Here is a 16058-nt window from a genome sequence, read left to right on the forward strand (position 1 = left end):
CGACCTCCCCGGCGTGAGCTCCTCCCCCCGGCCCGTCGTCACGACCCGCTCCTCCCGAGCCCCGCGACCCGGTCCACCCGCTCCACGCGCACCCGCTTGCCCTTCCCACACGCCACGGAAGGGTCCACCACGCCATGAACACCCGTCACCACCGCCGGGGCATCCCGGTCGTCGCCGCCGTCACGGCGGGCCTCGTCGTCGCCACCGGCCTCGTCGCGGCGAGCACGGCCAGCGCATCGGCCGCCACCACGACCCTCGACGCGGCCGCCGCCTCCACCACCCTCGTCACCGGCGACCTGCCCGGCTGGAAGCAGGTGCTGAAGGACGACTTCAGCACTCCGCTCGCCGCCGGCTCGTTCCCCGGGCCGTACGCGTCGCAGTGGATGACGTACGACGGGTTCCCCGACACGTGGAAGATCGGCGCCTACGACGCCGACACCCTCTCCGTCAGCGGCGGGCTGCTCGACATGCACCTGCACACGGGCGCGGACGGGGTGCCGCGGTCGGCCGCGCCGATCCCGCTCGTGAACGGGCAGTGGGGCGGGCAGACCTACGGGCGCTACTCGGTGCGCATGCGCGCCGACGCCCTCCCGGGCTACGGCACGGCCTTCCTGCTCTGGGACGACGAGAACGTCTGGGCCAACGGCGAGATCAACTTCCCCGAGGGCGGGCTCGAGGGCACCACCCACGCTTACAACCACCAGCTCGGCACCCCGTGGAACAACGACCTCGTGCACGACACGGGCGTCTCGTACCAGGCCTGGCACACGTACACGATCGACTGGACGCCGGGGCGCATCAGCTACCTGCTCGACGGCGTCACGGTCGCGACGACCACGACGAACGTCCCCCGCACGCCGATGCACTGGGTGCTGCAGACGGCGACGGACGGCACGAAGCCGGCCGCGTCGGTCGACGGCCACCTGCAGATCGACTGGGTGTCGCAGTACTCCTACGCACCGTCGACCGCGACCAGCGCGCCGGTGACCGCGCCCGCTCCGACTCCGGCTCCGGCTCCGGCTCCGGCTCCGAAGCCCACGCCCACGCCGGCTCCCGCGCCCGCCCCGACTCCCACGCCCGCCCCGAAGCCGACCCCCGCTCCGGCGCCGGCCCCCAAGACCCTGACGACCACGACCCCGACGGTCAGGGGCGACGTCAAGGTGGGCTCGACCCTGCGGGCGAGCGCCGACGGCTGGACCCCGGGCACGGCGGTCACCTGGTCGTGGCGCGTCGACGGCACCCCGGTGCCCGGCGCGACCGGCAGCACCTTCCGCGTCAGGGCCGGCGACGTCGACCGTCGCGTCACCGTCGTGGCGACGGGGTCGGCGGCCGGCTACACCACCGCCTCCCGCACCTCCGCGTCGCTGCTGGTGCTCCCGACGACGTACTTCAGCTGCGGCGCCCTGAACTCCGAGCACCCCGCCGGCGTCGCGAAGAACACCAGCGCCCGCGACCAGGTCGGCACGCGGACCCTCGCCCAGCCGGCCGGGACGACCGTCTCGGCGACCGTCTACGCCGCGAACGCGAGGCTCGACGTCGACCGCGACGGCCTGGTCTGCGAGCGCCGCTGACCGGCGCCCGCCCGGGGCGCTAGCCCTCGAGCTCGCGCAGCAGGGCCGGGAGGCCCCGCAGCAGGGCGTCCCGCTCGTCGCCGTCGAGGCCCGCGATCATCGCGGCCTCGGCGGCGACCTGCACGTCCAGGGCCTCGGCGAGCCGTCGGCGCCCCGGCTCCGTCGGCACGACGAGCCAGCCGCGGCCGTCGGCCGGGTTGGCCTCCCGGGCCACGAGCCCGGCGTCGAGCAGCACGCGGAGGCGCTTGGTGACGGCGGGCGCCGACAGCAGCGTCTCGTCGGCCAGGGCCGTCGGGGTCAGGGGCGCGTCGTGGCGGACGAGGGCGGCGAGCACGTCGAAGTCGGCCCGCCCGAGCCCCAGGTCGCGCAGCAGCTCGTCGCTGCGCCGCTGGATCAGGCGGCCCAGGCGCGTCACGCGGCCGACGACGAGCAGCGGCGACACGTCGAGGTCGGGCCGGAGGCGCCGCCAGCGGTCGTGGACGCGCTCGATCGCGTCGGGTCGGGCTGTGTCGGCGCGGGCAGGGTCGGCGGGGCTCACGTGTCGAGGGTAGCGGTGGTTCACGGGTAAACTATCGACGACCATCTAGTTCACCCGTGAAGCAGTTCGACGACGAACGCCCACCGTCGTCGAGAGGACCCCCGTGGCACCGTCCCGCCCCGAGCCCGCCGCCAGCCCCGCCCCCGGCGCTCCCGCCGCGCCCTCCTCCCCCGTTCCTCCCCCTGCCCCGCCCGCCCCCGCCGCCCGGCCGGCCGTGCTCCCCCGCCCCCGCGACTTCGTGCGCCTCGGCCCGCACGACGGCGCCCACGTGCCGGCCGCGCGGGTCGCCGTCAGCGTCGTGCTCCCGCTCGTCGTGCTCGCGGCAACGGGCCACCTCGCCTGGGCGCCCTACGCCGTGTTCGGTGCCTTCGCGTCGGCCTTCGGCCGCGGACTGCCCGTGGGCCCGCGGCTGCGGATGCAGCTCGAGGCCGGGGCGGTCCTCGTCGCCTCCGTGCTGCTCGGCGCCGTGCTCTCGACGAGCGGGGCCGACGTCGTGCTCGTCGTCGTCGTCATCGCGGCGGTCGCGGGCCTCGGGTCGCTGGTCGCCGACGTGCGGCGGTGGGCTCCCCCGGGGCCCCTCTTCCCCGTCTTCGGGCTCGGCGTGTGCGCGTTCCTGCCCGCCGCCTCCTCGTCCGTGGGCGTCGCCGCGGTGGTCGCGCCGGCGAGCCTGCTCGTGGCGCTGGCGGCGTCGGCGGCCGTGCTGCTGCTGCCCTCCGGCCGACGGCGGGACCGGGCCGCCCGCACCCGTTCGGTCGCGCCCGCCCCGGCCCTCGACCGTCGTCGGGCGCTCCTGCACGCCGCGGTCTGCCTCGTCGGCAGCCTGGTGGCGGGCCTCGTCAGCGTCGCGGTCGGCTTCGAGAACCCGTACTGGGCGATGGTGTCGGCGGTCGTGCCGGTGGTCGGCCGGGCCACGTCGACCCAGCTCGTGCGGGCCGGCCACCGGCTCGTCGGCACGCTGCTCGGCGTGGGCGTCGCGGCCGCGCTGCTCGCGCTCCGCCCCGGGGAGGTCGGCCTGATCGTCGCCTTCGGCGTGCTGCAGTTCGCCGCGGAGCTCGTCGTCGCCCGCAACTACGGGTTGACCCTGCTGTTCATCACGCCGATGGCCCTCGGCATGCGGGCCCTGGCCGGGCCGGTCGACATCGCGCCGCTGGTCGTCTGGCGGGCTGTCGACACCGGCGTGGGGGTCGGCGTGGCGGTGCTGCTGCTGCTGGCGACGCACCGGCTGCGGCGGGCGGCCCTGCCGCCGGCGGCTGCGCCTGTCGCGGCGACGTCGGCGTCGACGGCGGTTGCCACGGCGGTTGCCCGCCCGGCGCCGAGTCGGACGAGCTAGCCCTGGCGGACCGCCTCGCGGCGTCCGTCACGGCCCCACCAGACGAGGTCGGCGACGCCCTGGGCGACCAGCGCGACGGCGACCACCATGACGATCACGGTGGTGCCGGGCGTCTCCCGGTCGCTCGCGAGGGTCAGCACCTGCACCACCAGGCCGAGCAGCCCGACCGCGATCTCGAGCGCGGGCGGCAGCACCGACCCGGTCTTGGTCAGGGTGAACCAGGGTCGGCGCAGCTCGCTCATGCCGACGACCGTAGTCGACCCGACGGGGAGCAGGGCCCCGGAGGCGCGGGCCGGGTCGGCCCCGTAGCCTGGCCCCGTGAGACGGAAGACTGTCGAGATCGACCCCGACGTGCCGAACTGGCTGCTGACGAAGCAGGGCGGCCTGGTGCGCCCCGTCGTCACGATCGTCTGCGCCCTGCTGGTCGCGGCGAGCATCGTCGCCGCCCTCGCCGTCGGCGGAGGGTCGGTGACCGTCGTCACGGTCGTCGTGCTGCTCGCCGTCGCCGGGGCCGTGGTGTGGGCGGTCGCCGACCTCGTGTGGTGGTCGCGCGACGACCGGCGTCGCGTCGTGAAGCTGCCCCGGGGTCCGCGCGCCTGATCGACCCGGGCGGCTCAGCTCTGCTCCGGTGCCCTCGACCGCGCCCACCCGCGGGGCGGTCCCGCATCGCTGATCCACTCCGGAGTGGAGGAGCACCGTGTCGCTGTCACGACTCGCGGACGACTCGCGGACGGCTGTTCCACTCCAGAGTGGAGGAGCGTTCTCGGCGACCACTCCTGCTCCGCCCGACGGCCGAGCACCGGAGCGCAGACGTCGGCGGGGCCCGCGGGACGCACCGTCGCGGTCGGCAGACCCGTGCCTCCCTTGCTCGGTCCATGCCCTGATCGGCATGTCTGTGCCCCGGCAACCTGGCAACCGCCCAGCGACGACAGCCGTAAAGTAGGCGGGATGCACCCTCGCCGTGCACCCGACGCCCCGGCCCCCGACAGCCCCTCGCTCGCTCGTGCCCGGACGACGGTCAGGCGAGACGCGCACCGTCGCGACACAGACCCAGCACGACCCCGCACGACCCAGACACAGCACGACCCAGAACAGCACGCCCAGACACAGCCAGCCCAGGCACAACTCGACAGGGAGCCCCGTTGACCGGAGACGCCACGAGCGGCAACGCCACGACCCGCCACAGCAACGTCGCCCTGCTCGCCGTCACGAGCACCATGGCCGACCGGGTCACGACCTCCGCGAGCATCGACGAGAAGCTCCGCCCGGTGCTCAAGCGCCTGAAGCTGCCCACCGGCCTGCTGCAGCGCGTCGCCGGCGTGCACGAGCGCCGCAACTGGGGCGCCGACCAGAGTTTCGACGACGCCGCCGTCGACGCCGGCAAGCGCGCCATGGCCGAGGCGGGCATCCGGCCCGACCAGGTGGGCCTCCTGATCAACACCTCCGTCACGCGGCCGCACCTCGAGCCCTCCGTCGCCGTGCGCCTGCACCACGGGCTCGGCCTGCCGTCGTCGGCCACCAACTTCGACATCGCGAACGCCTGCCTCGGCTTCGTGAACGGCATGACCCTCGCCGCGCAGCTGATCGACGCCGGCCAGATCGAGTACGCCGTGATCATCGACGGCGAGGACGCCGACGACGTCCAGGTCAACACGATCGAGCGCCTGCTCACCAAGGGCTACGGGCGCGACGACTTCATGAGCGAGTTCGCGAGCCTCACGCTGGGCTCCGGCGCCGCGGCCGCCGTGCTCGGCCGCGCCGACCGTCACCCCGAGGGCCACCGCATCGTCGGCGGCGTCACGCGCGCCGCGACCGAGAACTACGACCTCTGCGTCGGCAGCGTCGACGGCATGTTCACCGACGCGAAGGCCCTGCTCAAGCGCGGCATGGAGCTCGTCGTCAGCGCCTGGCGCGAGGCGAAGCGCGACTGGGAGTGGCAGGGCATGGACCGCTACATCATGCACCAGGTCAGCGACGTGCACACGGGCGCCTTCGTGAAGGCCGCGGGCATCGACCGCGGGCGCGTCCCGCTCACGTACCCGACCCTCGGCAACGTGGGCCCCGCCTCCATCCCCATCACCCTCGTCGAGGAGTCCAAGACCCTCTCGAAGGGCGACCGTGTGCTGCTGATGGGCGTGGGCTCGGGCATCAACACGGCGATGATGGAACTCGCCTGGTGAGTCGCCTCCCCCGCGCCGCCCGGGCGACGTCGCCCGCGACGCTGCCGCCCGCGGGGCTCGACGGGCTCGACCCGGCGTGGTCCCGTCTCGTGACGGTGCCCGCGGGCACCGCAGGCACCGGGGGCGAGGGCCGTGCCGGAGGCGCGGAGCCGGTCGACCGCACCTGGCACCTCCTCGACACGGCGGGCTCCCTCGAGGCGCTCGGCGTCGAGCCGGTGGGCACCGTGCTCTGCGTGCACGGCAACCCGACCTGGTCGTACCTCTGGCGTCGTCTCGCCGCCCGCACCCTCGCGACCGCCGCCGCCGGCGGTGCTGCCTGGCGCGTGGTCGCCGTCGACCAGCTCGACATGGGCTTCTCCGAGCGCACCGGGGTCGAGCGCGGGCTGCCGCAGCGCGTCGCCGACCTCTCGGCGCTCACCGAGCACCTCGGCCTCGCCGGGCCCGTCGTCACGCTCGGCCACGACTGGGGCGGCGTCGTCTCGATGGGCTGGGCCGTCGACCACCCCGAGCTGCTCTCGGGGCTGATGCTGCTCAACACCGCGATCCACCAGCCCGCCGACGAGCCGATCCCGGCCCCGCTGCGGCTGACGCTCGCCCGGGGCGTGCTGGGTCGGGCGACCGTCGCCACGACCGGGTTCCTCGACGTGACGCTCGCGATCGCGCACCCGCGCCTCCCCCCGGAGGTCGCCGCGGGCTACCGCGCGCCCTACCGCGGCGCCGAGCGGCGCGGCGGGATCGGCGGCTTCGTCGCCGACATCCCCGTCGACCAGCGCCACCCGAGCCGGCCTGAGCTCGACCGCGTCGCCGACGCCCTGACCCGCCTCGACGTGCCCGCGCTGATGCTCTGGGGCCCGCGCGACCCGATCTTCGGCGACCGCTACCTCGACGACCTCGTCGACCGCCTCCCGCACGCCGACGTGCACCGGTTCGAGGGCGCCGGGCACCTCGTCGCCGAGGACGTCGACTACGCCTCCGCCGTCGAGACCTGGCTCGGCGACCGCGTCACGGCCGCCGTGCCCTCGGCCGCCACTGCCGCCGCGGCGAGCGACGCGCAGGAGGCGCCGCCCGCCGCTCAGGACCGCCCGCTCTGGCACCACCTCGACACGCTCGCCGAGAGCGACGACACCGCCCTGATCGAGATGGTGCCGCACGGCGCCGCCCGCGCCTCCGGCCCCCGTCGGGTCAGCTGGCGGCTGCTCAGCCGTCGCGTGACCGAGATCGCCCTCGGGCTGCGGAAGCACGGCGTCCGCCCCGGCGACCGCGTGTCGCTGCTGGTGCAGCCCGGCGCCGACCTCACCGCCGTGCTCTACGCCTGCGTGCGCCTCGGCGCGGTGGTCGTCGTCGCCGACGCGGGCCTCGGCGTGCAGGGGCTGACGCGGGCCGTCCGCGGCTCGTGGCCCGACCACGTCATCGGCCAGCTGCCCGGCCTCACCGCGGCGCGCGCGCTCGGCTGGCCCGGCCGGGTCGTCTCGACCCAGCGGCTGTCGCCGGTGGTCGCGGCAGCCCTCGACGTCGAGACGTCGCTGCCCGAGATCGCCGCGCTGGGTCGTCGTGCCGGGCGCGCTCTCGCCTCGCTGCCCGACGCGCCCGCCGCCGACGCCCCGGCCGCGATCCTCTTCACCTCGGGCTCTACCGGCCCGGCGAAGGGCGTCGTCTACACGCACGGCCAGCTGACCGCGCTGCGCGACGCCCTCGCCGACCAGTACGGCGTCGGCCCCGGCACGGGCCTCGTCGCCGGCTTCGCCCCGTTCGCGCTGCTCGGCCCGGCGCTCGGGGCGACGAGCGTGACCCCCGACATGGACGTCACCTCGCCGCGCACCCTGACGGCCCGCGCCGTCGCCGCGGCGGCGGCCGCGGTCGACGCCACCGTCGTCTTCCTCTCCCCCGCCGCCCTTACGAACGTCGTCGCGACGGCCGACGCACTCGACGCCCGCGACCGCGCCGCCCTGGCCGGGGTCGAGACCTTCCTGTCGGCGGGGGCGCCCGTCTCCGAGCGCCTCCTCGCGGCCGCCGGCGAGCTCATGCCGGGAGCGACGCCGCACACGCCGTACGGCATGACCGAGGGCCTGCTGATGACCGACGTCACGCTCGACGGCGTCCGCGCGGCCGCGGCCGACCCCGCCGCGAACGGGGTGTGCGTCGGCGTGCCGGCGGCGACCACCCGCGTGCTGATCGCTCCCCTCGACGACCGGGGGAGCGCCTCCGACACGGCCTCCGACGCCCCCGGCGTCACGGGCGAGATCGTCGTCTCGGCGCCGCACCTCAAGCGCGGCTACGACCGCCTCTGGCTGACCGACCGCGCGAGCGTGCGCGGCGTGCCGGGTGCCGCCGCGGGCGCGTCCGAGCGCTGGCACCGCACCGGCGACGTCGGGCACCTCGACGACCGGGGCCGCCTCTGGGTCGAAGGCCGGCTGCCGCACGTGCTCACCACCGCGTCGGGGCCGCTGACCCCCGTCGCCGCGGAGCAGGCGGTGGAGGCGCTGGCCGACGTCGCCCGCGCCGCCGTCGTGGGCGTCGGCCCGGTCGGCACGCAGCAGGTCGTCGTCGTCGTCGAGACCGCGGCCCGCTCGCGCTGCCCGGGGCTGGCCGCCGCGCCGCTCGCCGCCGCCGTGCGCGAGGCAGTGCACGCCGCCGTCGGGCACCGCGTCGCCGCCGTGCTGGTCGTGCCCGACCTGCCGACCGACGTGCGCCACAACAGCAAGATCGACCGCGCACGGCTCGCCTCCTGGGCCGGCTCGGTGCTCTCGGGCGGGCGGATGGTGCGCCCGTGAGGGTGCTCGTCAGCCGCCGGCCGGCTCACGAACGGGCGAGTTCGACACCACCGGGCCTGCGCGCACGCCCGACCTGGTCGCACACGCCCGCCCGGCCGACGCCGGCCCGGCCGACGCCGGCCCCGCCGACGCCGGCCCCGCCGACGCCGGCCGTGACGGGGCCGACCCCGTGAGGGTGCTCGTCACCGGCGCGAGCGGGCTGCTCGGCGGCGCCGTCGCCCGGGCCGTGGCGGACGCCGGGCACGAGGTCACCACGTTCCAGCGCCGCGCCTCGGGCGTGCCGGGCGCTCGCGACGTCGCCGGCTCGATGACCGACCCGGCCGCCGTCGACGCCGCAGTCGAGGGGCAGGAGGCGGTGGTGCACCTGGCCGCGAAGGTCTCGTTGGCGGGCGCCCCCGCTGAGTTCGAGGCCGTCAACGTGCACGGCACGAGGTCGCTGGTGGAGGCGATGCGCGCCTCCCGCGTGCCCCGCCTCGTGTTCGTGTCGTCGCCGTCCGTCGCGCACGGCGGAGCCTCGATCGTCGGCGACGACGCGGAGCCCGCCTCGCCCGAGCACGCCCGCGGCCACTACGCCCGCACCAAGGCCGCCGCCGAGCGGCTCGCCCTCGCCGCCGCCGACCCCGACCTGCGCGTCGTCGCCGTGCGCCCGCACCTCGTCTGGGGCCCCGGCGACACGCAGCTCGTCGAGCGCATCGTCGACCGAGCCCGCTCGGGCCGCCTGCCGCTGCTCGACCACGGCGCGGCGCTGATCGACTCGACCTACGTCGACAACGCCGCCTCGGGCATCGCCGCCGCGCTCGAGCGCGTCGACGCCGTGTCGGGCGGCGCCTACGTGCTGACGAACGGCGAGCCGCGCACGGTCGCCGACCTGATGGGCGGCATCTGCGCCGCGGCCGGGGTGCCGGCACCGCGCCTCCGCGTCCCGGCCGGGGTCGCCCGGGCGGCGGGGTCGCTGGTCGAGCGCGCCTGGGCCGTGCGCCCGGGCAGCGACGAGCCGCCGATGACGAGGTTCCTCGCCGAGCAGCTCTCGACCGCGCACTGGTTCGACCAGCGCCGCACGCAGCACGACCTGCGCTGGGCGCCGGCCGTCGACCTCGACGAGGGCCTGCGCCGGCTCGCGGCCTGGTACGCCGCGGGGTCGCCCGCCGTCTGACCGCGCGGTGCGGTGCGGTGCGACGCGGCGCGGTGCGGCCGCACCGACGACGAACGAGGTGCCCCGATCGGGGCCGTGAGCTGTGCCCAGGGCCCAGATCGGGGCACCTCGCTGTGAGCTAGATGACTCCCTCGCTCCAGGCGTCGGGGTTGCCGAAGCGGTGCGCCGTGATCGACACGGCCTGCTCGCGGAGGAACGGCAGCAGCTCGAGCCGGCCCGACGGCGTCACCGGGGCCGCGAACACCGCGACGGCGGGGTCGCCGCCGAGCGCGGAGGCGAGCTCCGAGGCGGCCGGCACCGAGGAGGCGCCTCCCGCGTCGCGCACTCCGGTCACCAGCCGCACGCGCTCGGTCTGCACCGCACCCGCGCGCACCCGGTCGTGCCAGGTCGCGTCGTCCTCGACGACGAGCGAGCCGGCCGCGAGGCCGAGGGCCGGGGCGAGCCCGGCGGGCAGGCCGATCGACGTCGACACGGTGAGCGGAGCCCCGGCACGGAGCCCGGCGAGCAGCACCCGCACGGCGTCGGCCGGCGAGGCCCCCTCGGCGACGCGCACGGTCACCGGCAGGGCGCGGTAGCGCAGCAGGTCGCGCTCGAGGCCCAGGGCGCTGACGTCGCGGGCGACGCCGAACTCGTCGGCCCAGTGCTGCTCGTCGGAGGCCGCGGCCGCGGCCACCGCCGCCCGCTGCGCGGCGTCGGCGAGCAGGGGCGCCGCGGCCGAGAGGGCGGCGGAGACGGCCTGGCCGGGCCGCGCCTCCTGGGGGCCGGTGAGCTCGCCGGGCGTCCACGACCCGAGGTGCACGAGGTAGTTCGGCCCGCCGGCCTTGGCCCCGGCGCCGACCGACGACTTCTTCCAGCCGCCGAACGGCTGGCGGCGCACGATCGCCCCGGTGATGCCGCGGTTGACGTACAGGTTGCCGGCGTCGACCCGGTCGAGCCAGGTGCCGAGCTCGGCGGCGTCGAGGGTGTGCAGCCCGGCCGTGAGGCCGTAGTCGGTCGCGTTCTGCAGCTCGATCGCCTCGTCGAGGGTCTCGGCCGTCATCACGCCGAGCACGGGCCCGAAGTACTCGGTGAGGTGGAACTCGCTGCCCGGGCGGACGCCGGCGCGGATGCCGGGCGTCCACAGCCGGCCGGAGTCGTCGAGCTGCCGCGGCTCGACGAGCCACGACTCCCCCGCGCCGAGCGTCGTCAGGCCGCCGAGCAGCTTGCCCGCGGCGGGCTCCACGATCGGGCCCATCTGCGTCGTGGGGTCGGTCGGGTAGCCGACGCGCATCGTCGAGGCCGCGTCGACGAGCTGACGGCGGAACCGCTCCGAGCTGCCGACCGACCCGACGAGGATCACCAGGCTCGCCGCCGAGCACTTCTGCCCCGCGTGGCCGAAGGCTGACTTGATGACGTCGCCCGCGGCGAGGTCGAGGTCGGCGCTCGGCGTGACGATGATCGCGTTCTTGCCGCTGGTCTCCGCGAGCAGCGGGAGGTCGTCACGCCACGAGCGGAAGAGGGCGGCGGTCTCGAAGGCCCCGGTCAGGACGACGCGGTCGACCGACGGGTGCGCGACGAGGTGCCGGCCGAGCTCGCCCTCCTCGACGTCGACGAGCCGCAGCACGTCGCGGGGCACGCCGGCCTCCCAGAGGGCCTCGACCATGACGGCGCCGCAGCGCTTGGCCTGGCCGGCCGGCTTGATGACGACGCTGCTGCCCGCGGCGAGCGCCGACAGCACCGAGCCGGCCGGGATCGCGACGGGGAAGTTCCACGGCGGGGTGACCACCGTGAGGCGCGCGGGCACGAACTCGGCGCCGTCGACCTCGTCGAGCTGCTCGGCGAGGTGGGCGTACCAGGTGGCGAAGTCGACGGCCTCGCTGACCTCGACGTCGCCCTCCGCGATCGTCTTGCCGGTCTCGCTCGCGGCGACCTCGATCAGGTCGGCCCGTCGGGCGCGCAGCGAGGCGGCCGCCCGGCGCAGCACCTCGGCGCGGCCGCGGCCGCCGAGCGCGGCCCAGCCGGGCGCGGCGGCGACGGCGCCCGCGACGATCTCGTCCACCGTCGCGGCGTCCGTGACGCGGGCCGCCTCGATCGCGGCGGTGCCGAGCGTGCTGGTGCGGGCCCGGCCCAGGATCTCGCGGCCCCACGCCCGGTTCGCGGCGAGCGCCGGGTCGGTGTCGGGCTCGTTCTCGAAGGGGGCCGTGGCGTCGGCGACCGGCTCCGGGGAGGCGCCCCGCGCCTCCTCGAGGCGGCTCTGGACCCGGTGGGGCGCGGGCACGACGTCGTCGACCTCGGCGAGCGAGGCGAGGAACCTGCCCTCCTCGCGGGCGAACAGGGCCTCGTTCGAGGCGAGCTCGAAGACGGCCGACATGAAGTTCTCGCTCGACGCGTTCTCCTCCAGCCGGCGGATCAGGTAGCTGATCGCGACGTCGAACTCGCGGGGGTGCACGACGGGCGTGTAGAGCAGCAGCCCGCCGACGTCGGCCTTGACGAGCTCGGCCTGGCCCTCGGCCATGCCGAGCAGCATCTCGAACTCGACGCGGTCGTGCACGCCGCGCGCCGTCGCGAGCAGGTGCGCGAACGCGATGTCGAAGAGGTTGTGGCCGGCGACTCCGACCTTCACCGCGCGCGTGCGCTCGGGCGTGAGCGCCCAGGCCAGCACGCGCTTGTAGTTCGTGTCGCTCTGCTGCTTCGTGCCGTAGGTCGCGAGCGGCCACTCGTGCAGGGTCGCGTCGACGGTCTCCATCGCGAGGTTGGCGCCTTTGACGACGCGCACCTTGATCGCGGCGCCGCCGGCGTCGACGCGGGCCGTGGCCCACTGGGTGAGGTGCTGCAGGGCGCCGAGCGCGTCGGGCAGGTAGGTCTGCAGCACGATGCCGGCCTCGAGCCCGCGCAGGCGCGGCTGGTCGAGGAGGCGCGTGAAGACCGCGATGGTCAGGTCGAGGTCGCGGTACTCCTCCATGTCGAGGTTGATGAACTTCGGCCGGGCGGAGCGGGCGGCGAGCTCGTAGAGCGGGGTGAGCTTCTCGACGACGCGCTCGACGGTCTCGTCGAAGGCCCACATCGAGAGCTGGCTGACGATCGACGACACCTTGATCGAGACGTAGTCGACGTCGTCGCGGGCGAGCAGGGCGCGGGTGCCGGCCAGGCGGTGCTCGGCCTCGCCGTCACCGAGGACGGCCTCGCCGAGCAGGTTGAGGTTGAGGCGGGTGCCCTCGCGCTTGATCCCGGAGATGGCGGCGCCGAGCTTCGCCGGCCGGGCGTCGGCCACGAGGTGGCCGACCATGCCGCGCAGCACGCGGCGGGCGACCGGCACGACGACGCCGGGCAGCACCGGGGCGAGCACGCCGCCGCAGCGCACGGCGAGGCGCATGTACCAGGGCAGGAAGGCCGGCACGCGGTGCGCGAGGCCGGCGAGGTTGCGGGCGGCGACGCTGAGGTCTTCGGGGCGGACCACCCGGTCGACGAAGCCGATGGTGAACGCGAGGCCCGACTCGTCCTTGAGCACCTGCGCGAGAAGCTGGGCCGAGCCGGTGCTGGGGGCGTGCGACGCCTCCTGCGCCCAGCGGCGGGCGAGGGCGACGGAGGCGGCGCCCAGGTCGGCGGGCAGGGCCGGCGACCCGGCGGGGGCGGCGCTGCCGGCCGCGGGGCTCGTCGTCGAGGGAGCGGAGGACGGCCCGGCCGTCTGGTCGAGGGAGGTCATGCGAGAACGGTACGACCAGAACTTGCCACCTGGCAAGGTTCGTCACGAGACCGTAACGTGGGGCGGGTGTCGGGGGCACCGACGGGGACGCAGCTCGTCGCGAGGCCGTGACGTGGCGCGGCGACGAGCCGTCCACAGCCGACGGATCGTCACTGGCGCACGGCCCCGCGGGCTGATATTTTGCTGCCCAGCACGGGACCGCACCGAGGCGTTCGGTGGCGGCCCGGCGACCGGCGGAGGCCACCATGGCGATGATCGAGGCGCGGGGCCTGACGAAGACGTACCGCTCGAAGTCCGGGCCGGTGCACGCGCTCACCGGGCTCGACCTCGTCGTGCCCGAGGGCACGGTGAAGGCGCTGCTCGGCCCCAACGGCGCGGGCAAGACCACGACGGTGAAGATGCTCACCACCCTCGAGGTGCCCGACGCGGGCACGGCGACGATCGCGGGCATCGACGTCGTCGCCGACCCGCAGGCCACGCGTCGCACGATCGGCGTCTCGGGCCAGTACGCGGCCGTCGACGAGAACCTCACCGGCTTCGAGAACCTCGACATGATCGGTCGGCTCTACCACCTGGGCGCGAAGGTGTCGCGGCAGCGGGCCCGCGAGCTGATCGAGGTCTTCGACCTGAGCGCCGCCGGCGACCGCCCGGTCAAGGGCTTCTCCGGAGGCATGCGACGGCGCATCGACCTCGCGGGCGCCCTCGTGACCAACCCCCGCGTGCTGTTCCTCGACGAGCCGACGACGGGCCTCGACCCCCGCAGCCGCCTGGCCCTGTGGGAGATCATCACGTCGCTCGTCGCGGGCGGCACCACGGTGCTGCTGACCACCCAGTACCTGGAGGAGGCCGACCGCCTCGCCGACGACATCGCCGTCATCGACGAGGGCCGCGTCATCGCGGAGGGCACGGCCGACCACCTCAAGGCGCAGGTCGGCGGGCACCGGCTCGTCGTGGCGCTGGTCGACGAGGCCCGCTCCGGCCAGGCCGTCGAGGTGCTGCGGCGCCACGGCGACGCCGAGCCCACGGTCAGCGGCGACGGGCGGCAGGTCGAGGTGGCCGTGACCGACGGCCCCACGGCGCTCCAGCGGTCGTTGGCCGACCTGGGCGCGGCGGGCATCGAGCTGCACGACGCGGGGATGCGCCGCCCCACCCTCGACGACGTCTTCCTCCAGCTGACCGGGCGGAAGGCCGTGGCCGACGACGACTCCCCCGACGACGCCGGCGCCGCGACCGGCCGGAAGGGCCGTTCGGCCCGGGAGAAGGAGGCCCGCCGATGACCGCCACGGCCCTCACCCAGACCCTCGTGCCGTCGTCGAGCGCCGGGCTCGGCACCTGGGCGTCCGACGGCTGGACGGTGACGAAGCGCAACCTGATCAAGGTGAAGCGCTCGCCCGACATGCTGATCTTCGCCGTGCTGCAGCCGATCATGTTCGTGCTGCTGTTCAGCCAGGTCTACGGCGGCGCCATCTCCGTCGAAGGCACCGACTACACGCAGTTCCTCATGGCGGGCATCTTCGCCCAGACCGTGGTCTTCGGCTCGACCTTCTCCGGCGCCGCCATGGCGCAGGACTTGAAGGAGGGCATCATCGACCGCTTCCGCACCCTGCCGATGAGCGCCTCCGCCGTCCTCATCGGGCGCACGAACAGCGACCTCGTGCTGAACAGCATCTCGATGGTGATCATGATGCTCACCGGGCTGGCCGTCGGCTGGCGGGTGAACGCCTCGCCCCTGTCGTTCGTCGGCGGGGTGGCCCTGCTGCTGCTCTTCAGCTACTCGTTCAGCTGGGTGATGGCCCTGCTCGGCATGAGCGTCAAGACGCCGGAGACGATCAACAACGCGTCGTTCATGATCCTCTTCCCCCTCACCTTCATCTCGAACGCGTTCGTGCCGAGCGACACCCTGCCGACGGTGCTCCGCGTCTTCGCGGAGTGGAACCCCGTCTCGGCGCTCGTGCAGGCCGCCCGTCAGTCGTTCGGCAACGTCGGCAGCACCCCGGTGCCCGACATCTGGACGCTGCAGCACCCCTACCTCACGGTGCTCGTCGGCATCGGGGTGATGCTCGTCGTCTTCGTGCCGCTCGCGGTGCGGAAGTTCCAGCGGATCAGCTCGAAGTAGGGCTCAGGGCCGGGCAGGAGTCGCGGGCCGGCCGGGCGCGTCGCCCGCGTCGCGGTCGGCGACCTCGGCCCGCACGGCGGCGTCGAGCTCGTCGGTCGACACCGTGAGCACGGTCGCCACGACGAGCCTCATCGTCTCGGCGACGTGCACCTCGTCGCGGCGGTACAGCCACTGCAGCTGCAGGCCGTCCTGCACGGCGAGCACGACGCGGGCCGCGGTCTCGGCGGTGAAGCCGTCGCGCAGCCAGCCCCGGCCCTCGGCGACGCCGAGGTACGCCGACGTCGACGACACGATGCGGTCGTAGTGGTCGGCGTAGTAGTCGTGGGCGGGGTGGTCGCTCGACGTGGCCTCGGCCGAGGCCGTGATGAACAGCGAGATCACCGCGGGCACGTCGACGTTGTACTCGGCCAGCTCGACGAGCTCGGCGAGGCGCATGCCGCCGACGTCGTCGAAGTGCTGGCGCAGCCGCTCGTCGCGGCGGCGGAGGACCGCCATCAGCAGGGCGTCCTTGGTCGGGAAGTAGTGCATCAGCGACTGGTGAGAGACCCCGCACTGCCGGGCGACCTCGCGGAGCGACGCGCCGTGGAACCCCACCTTGCCGAACACCGGCAGGGCGGCGTCGAGGATGGCCTCCCGCTTGGCGATGCCCTTGCGGTAGCGGCCCGGCGTGCGGGCGACGGGGTCGTCGGTCTCGGCGCTCATCGCGCCCAGCCTAGG

Annotated in this window: 12 protein-coding genes; 8 read left to right on the forward strand and 4 right to left on the reverse strand. The window is 75.3% G+C overall.

Annotated features, from left to right (window positions below):
* Positions 1–134 precede the first annotated feature (134 nt).
* Positions 135–1571 carry a family 16 glycosylhydrolase gene (locus IFT45_RS02405; RefSeq protein WP_192126505.1) on the forward strand — a complete coding sequence of 479 codons (1437 nt, stop codon included), beginning with the start codon at positions 135–137 and terminating at the stop codon, positions 1569–1571.
* 19 nt (positions 1572–1590) lie between these two features.
* Here the strand turns inward: IFT45_RS02405 and IFT45_RS02410 are convergent, their stop codons facing one another.
* Positions 1591–2109, reverse strand: coding sequence for a MarR family transcriptional regulator (locus IFT45_RS02410; RefSeq protein ID WP_192126507.1), 519 nt, complete (start codon positions 2107–2109; stop codon positions 1591–1593).
* Between the two features lie 103 nt (positions 2110–2212).
* On the opposite strand from IFT45_RS02410, the gene IFT45_RS17415 reads away from it, so the two are divergent.
* Positions 2213–3439 (forward strand): FUSC family protein, encoded by a 1227-nt coding sequence (locus IFT45_RS17415; RefSeq protein WP_192126509.1) that lies wholly within the window; start codon positions 2213–2215, stop codon positions 3437–3439.
* Here the strand turns inward: IFT45_RS17415 and IFT45_RS02420 are convergent.
* Positions 3436–3681, reverse strand: a complete 246-nt coding sequence (locus IFT45_RS02420) for a hypothetical protein (RefSeq protein ID WP_056057002.1) — start codon at positions 3679–3681, stop codon at positions 3436–3438. The two genes, IFT45_RS17415 and IFT45_RS02420, sit on opposite strands and share 4 nt — an antisense overlap.
* Before the next feature lie 76 nt (positions 3682–3757).
* On the opposite strand from IFT45_RS02420, the gene IFT45_RS02425 reads away from it, so the two are divergent.
* From IFT45_RS02425 to IFT45_RS02440, 4 genes are all read left to right on the forward strand, one after another.
* Positions 3758–4039: a hypothetical protein gene (locus tag IFT45_RS02425; protein ID WP_156370098.1), complete on the forward strand. Its 282-nt coding sequence runs from the start codon at positions 3758–3760 to the stop codon at positions 4037–4039.
* A gap of 617 nt (positions 4040–4656) precedes the next feature.
* Positions 4657–5619 (forward strand): 3-oxoacyl-ACP synthase III, encoded by a 963-nt coding sequence (locus IFT45_RS02430; RefSeq protein WP_156370250.1) that lies wholly within the window; start codon positions 4657–4659, stop codon positions 5617–5619.
* Positions 5616–8390, forward strand: coding sequence for an alpha/beta fold hydrolase (locus IFT45_RS02435; RefSeq protein ID WP_371810856.1), 2775 nt, complete (start codon positions 5616–5618; stop codon positions 8388–8390). Before IFT45_RS02430 ends, IFT45_RS02435 begins: the two co-directional genes overlap by 4 nt.
* A 169-nt stretch (positions 8391–8559) precedes the next feature.
* A complete protein-coding gene (locus tag IFT45_RS02440; RefSeq protein ID WP_192126511.1) occupies positions 8560–9543 on the forward strand; it encodes an NAD-dependent epimerase/dehydratase family protein in 984 nt (327 codons plus the stop codon).
* Positions 9544–9661: 118 nt separating this feature from the next.
* Here the strand turns inward: IFT45_RS02440 and IFT45_RS02445 are convergent, their stop codons facing one another.
* Positions 9662–13225, reverse strand: a complete 3564-nt coding sequence (locus IFT45_RS02445) for a bifunctional proline dehydrogenase/L-glutamate gamma-semialdehyde dehydrogenase (protein WP_192126513.1) — start codon at positions 13223–13225, stop codon at positions 9662–9664.
* Positions 13226–13470: 245 nt separating this feature from the next.
* On the opposite strand from IFT45_RS02445, the gene IFT45_RS02450 reads away from it, so the two are divergent.
* Both IFT45_RS02450 and IFT45_RS02455 read left to right on the forward strand, forming a co-directional pair.
* Positions 13471–14502, forward strand: a complete 1032-nt coding sequence (locus IFT45_RS02450) for an ATP-binding cassette domain-containing protein (RefSeq protein ID WP_192126515.1) — start codon at positions 13471–13473, stop codon at positions 14500–14502.
* On the forward strand, positions 14499–15341 hold the full coding sequence (locus IFT45_RS02455; protein ID WP_056057014.1) for an ABC transporter permease: 843 nt from the start codon (positions 14499–14501) through the stop codon (positions 15339–15341). The genes IFT45_RS02450 and IFT45_RS02455 overlap by 4 nt, the downstream gene beginning before the upstream one ends.
* A 3-nt stretch (positions 15342–15344) precedes the next feature.
* On the opposite strand, the gene IFT45_RS02460 is transcribed toward IFT45_RS02455, so the two are convergent.
* Positions 15345–16043: a TetR/AcrR family transcriptional regulator gene (locus tag IFT45_RS02460; RefSeq protein ID WP_185233667.1), complete on the reverse strand. Its 699-nt coding sequence runs from the start codon at positions 16041–16043 to the stop codon at positions 15345–15347.
* Positions 16044–16058 lie beyond the last annotated feature (15 nt).

Source organism: Frigoribacterium sp. CFBP 13707, from assembly GCF_014842245.1.
GTDB classification, from domain to species: domain Bacteria; phylum Actinomycetota; class Actinomycetes; order Actinomycetales; family Microbacteriaceae; genus Frigoribacterium; species Frigoribacterium endophyticum.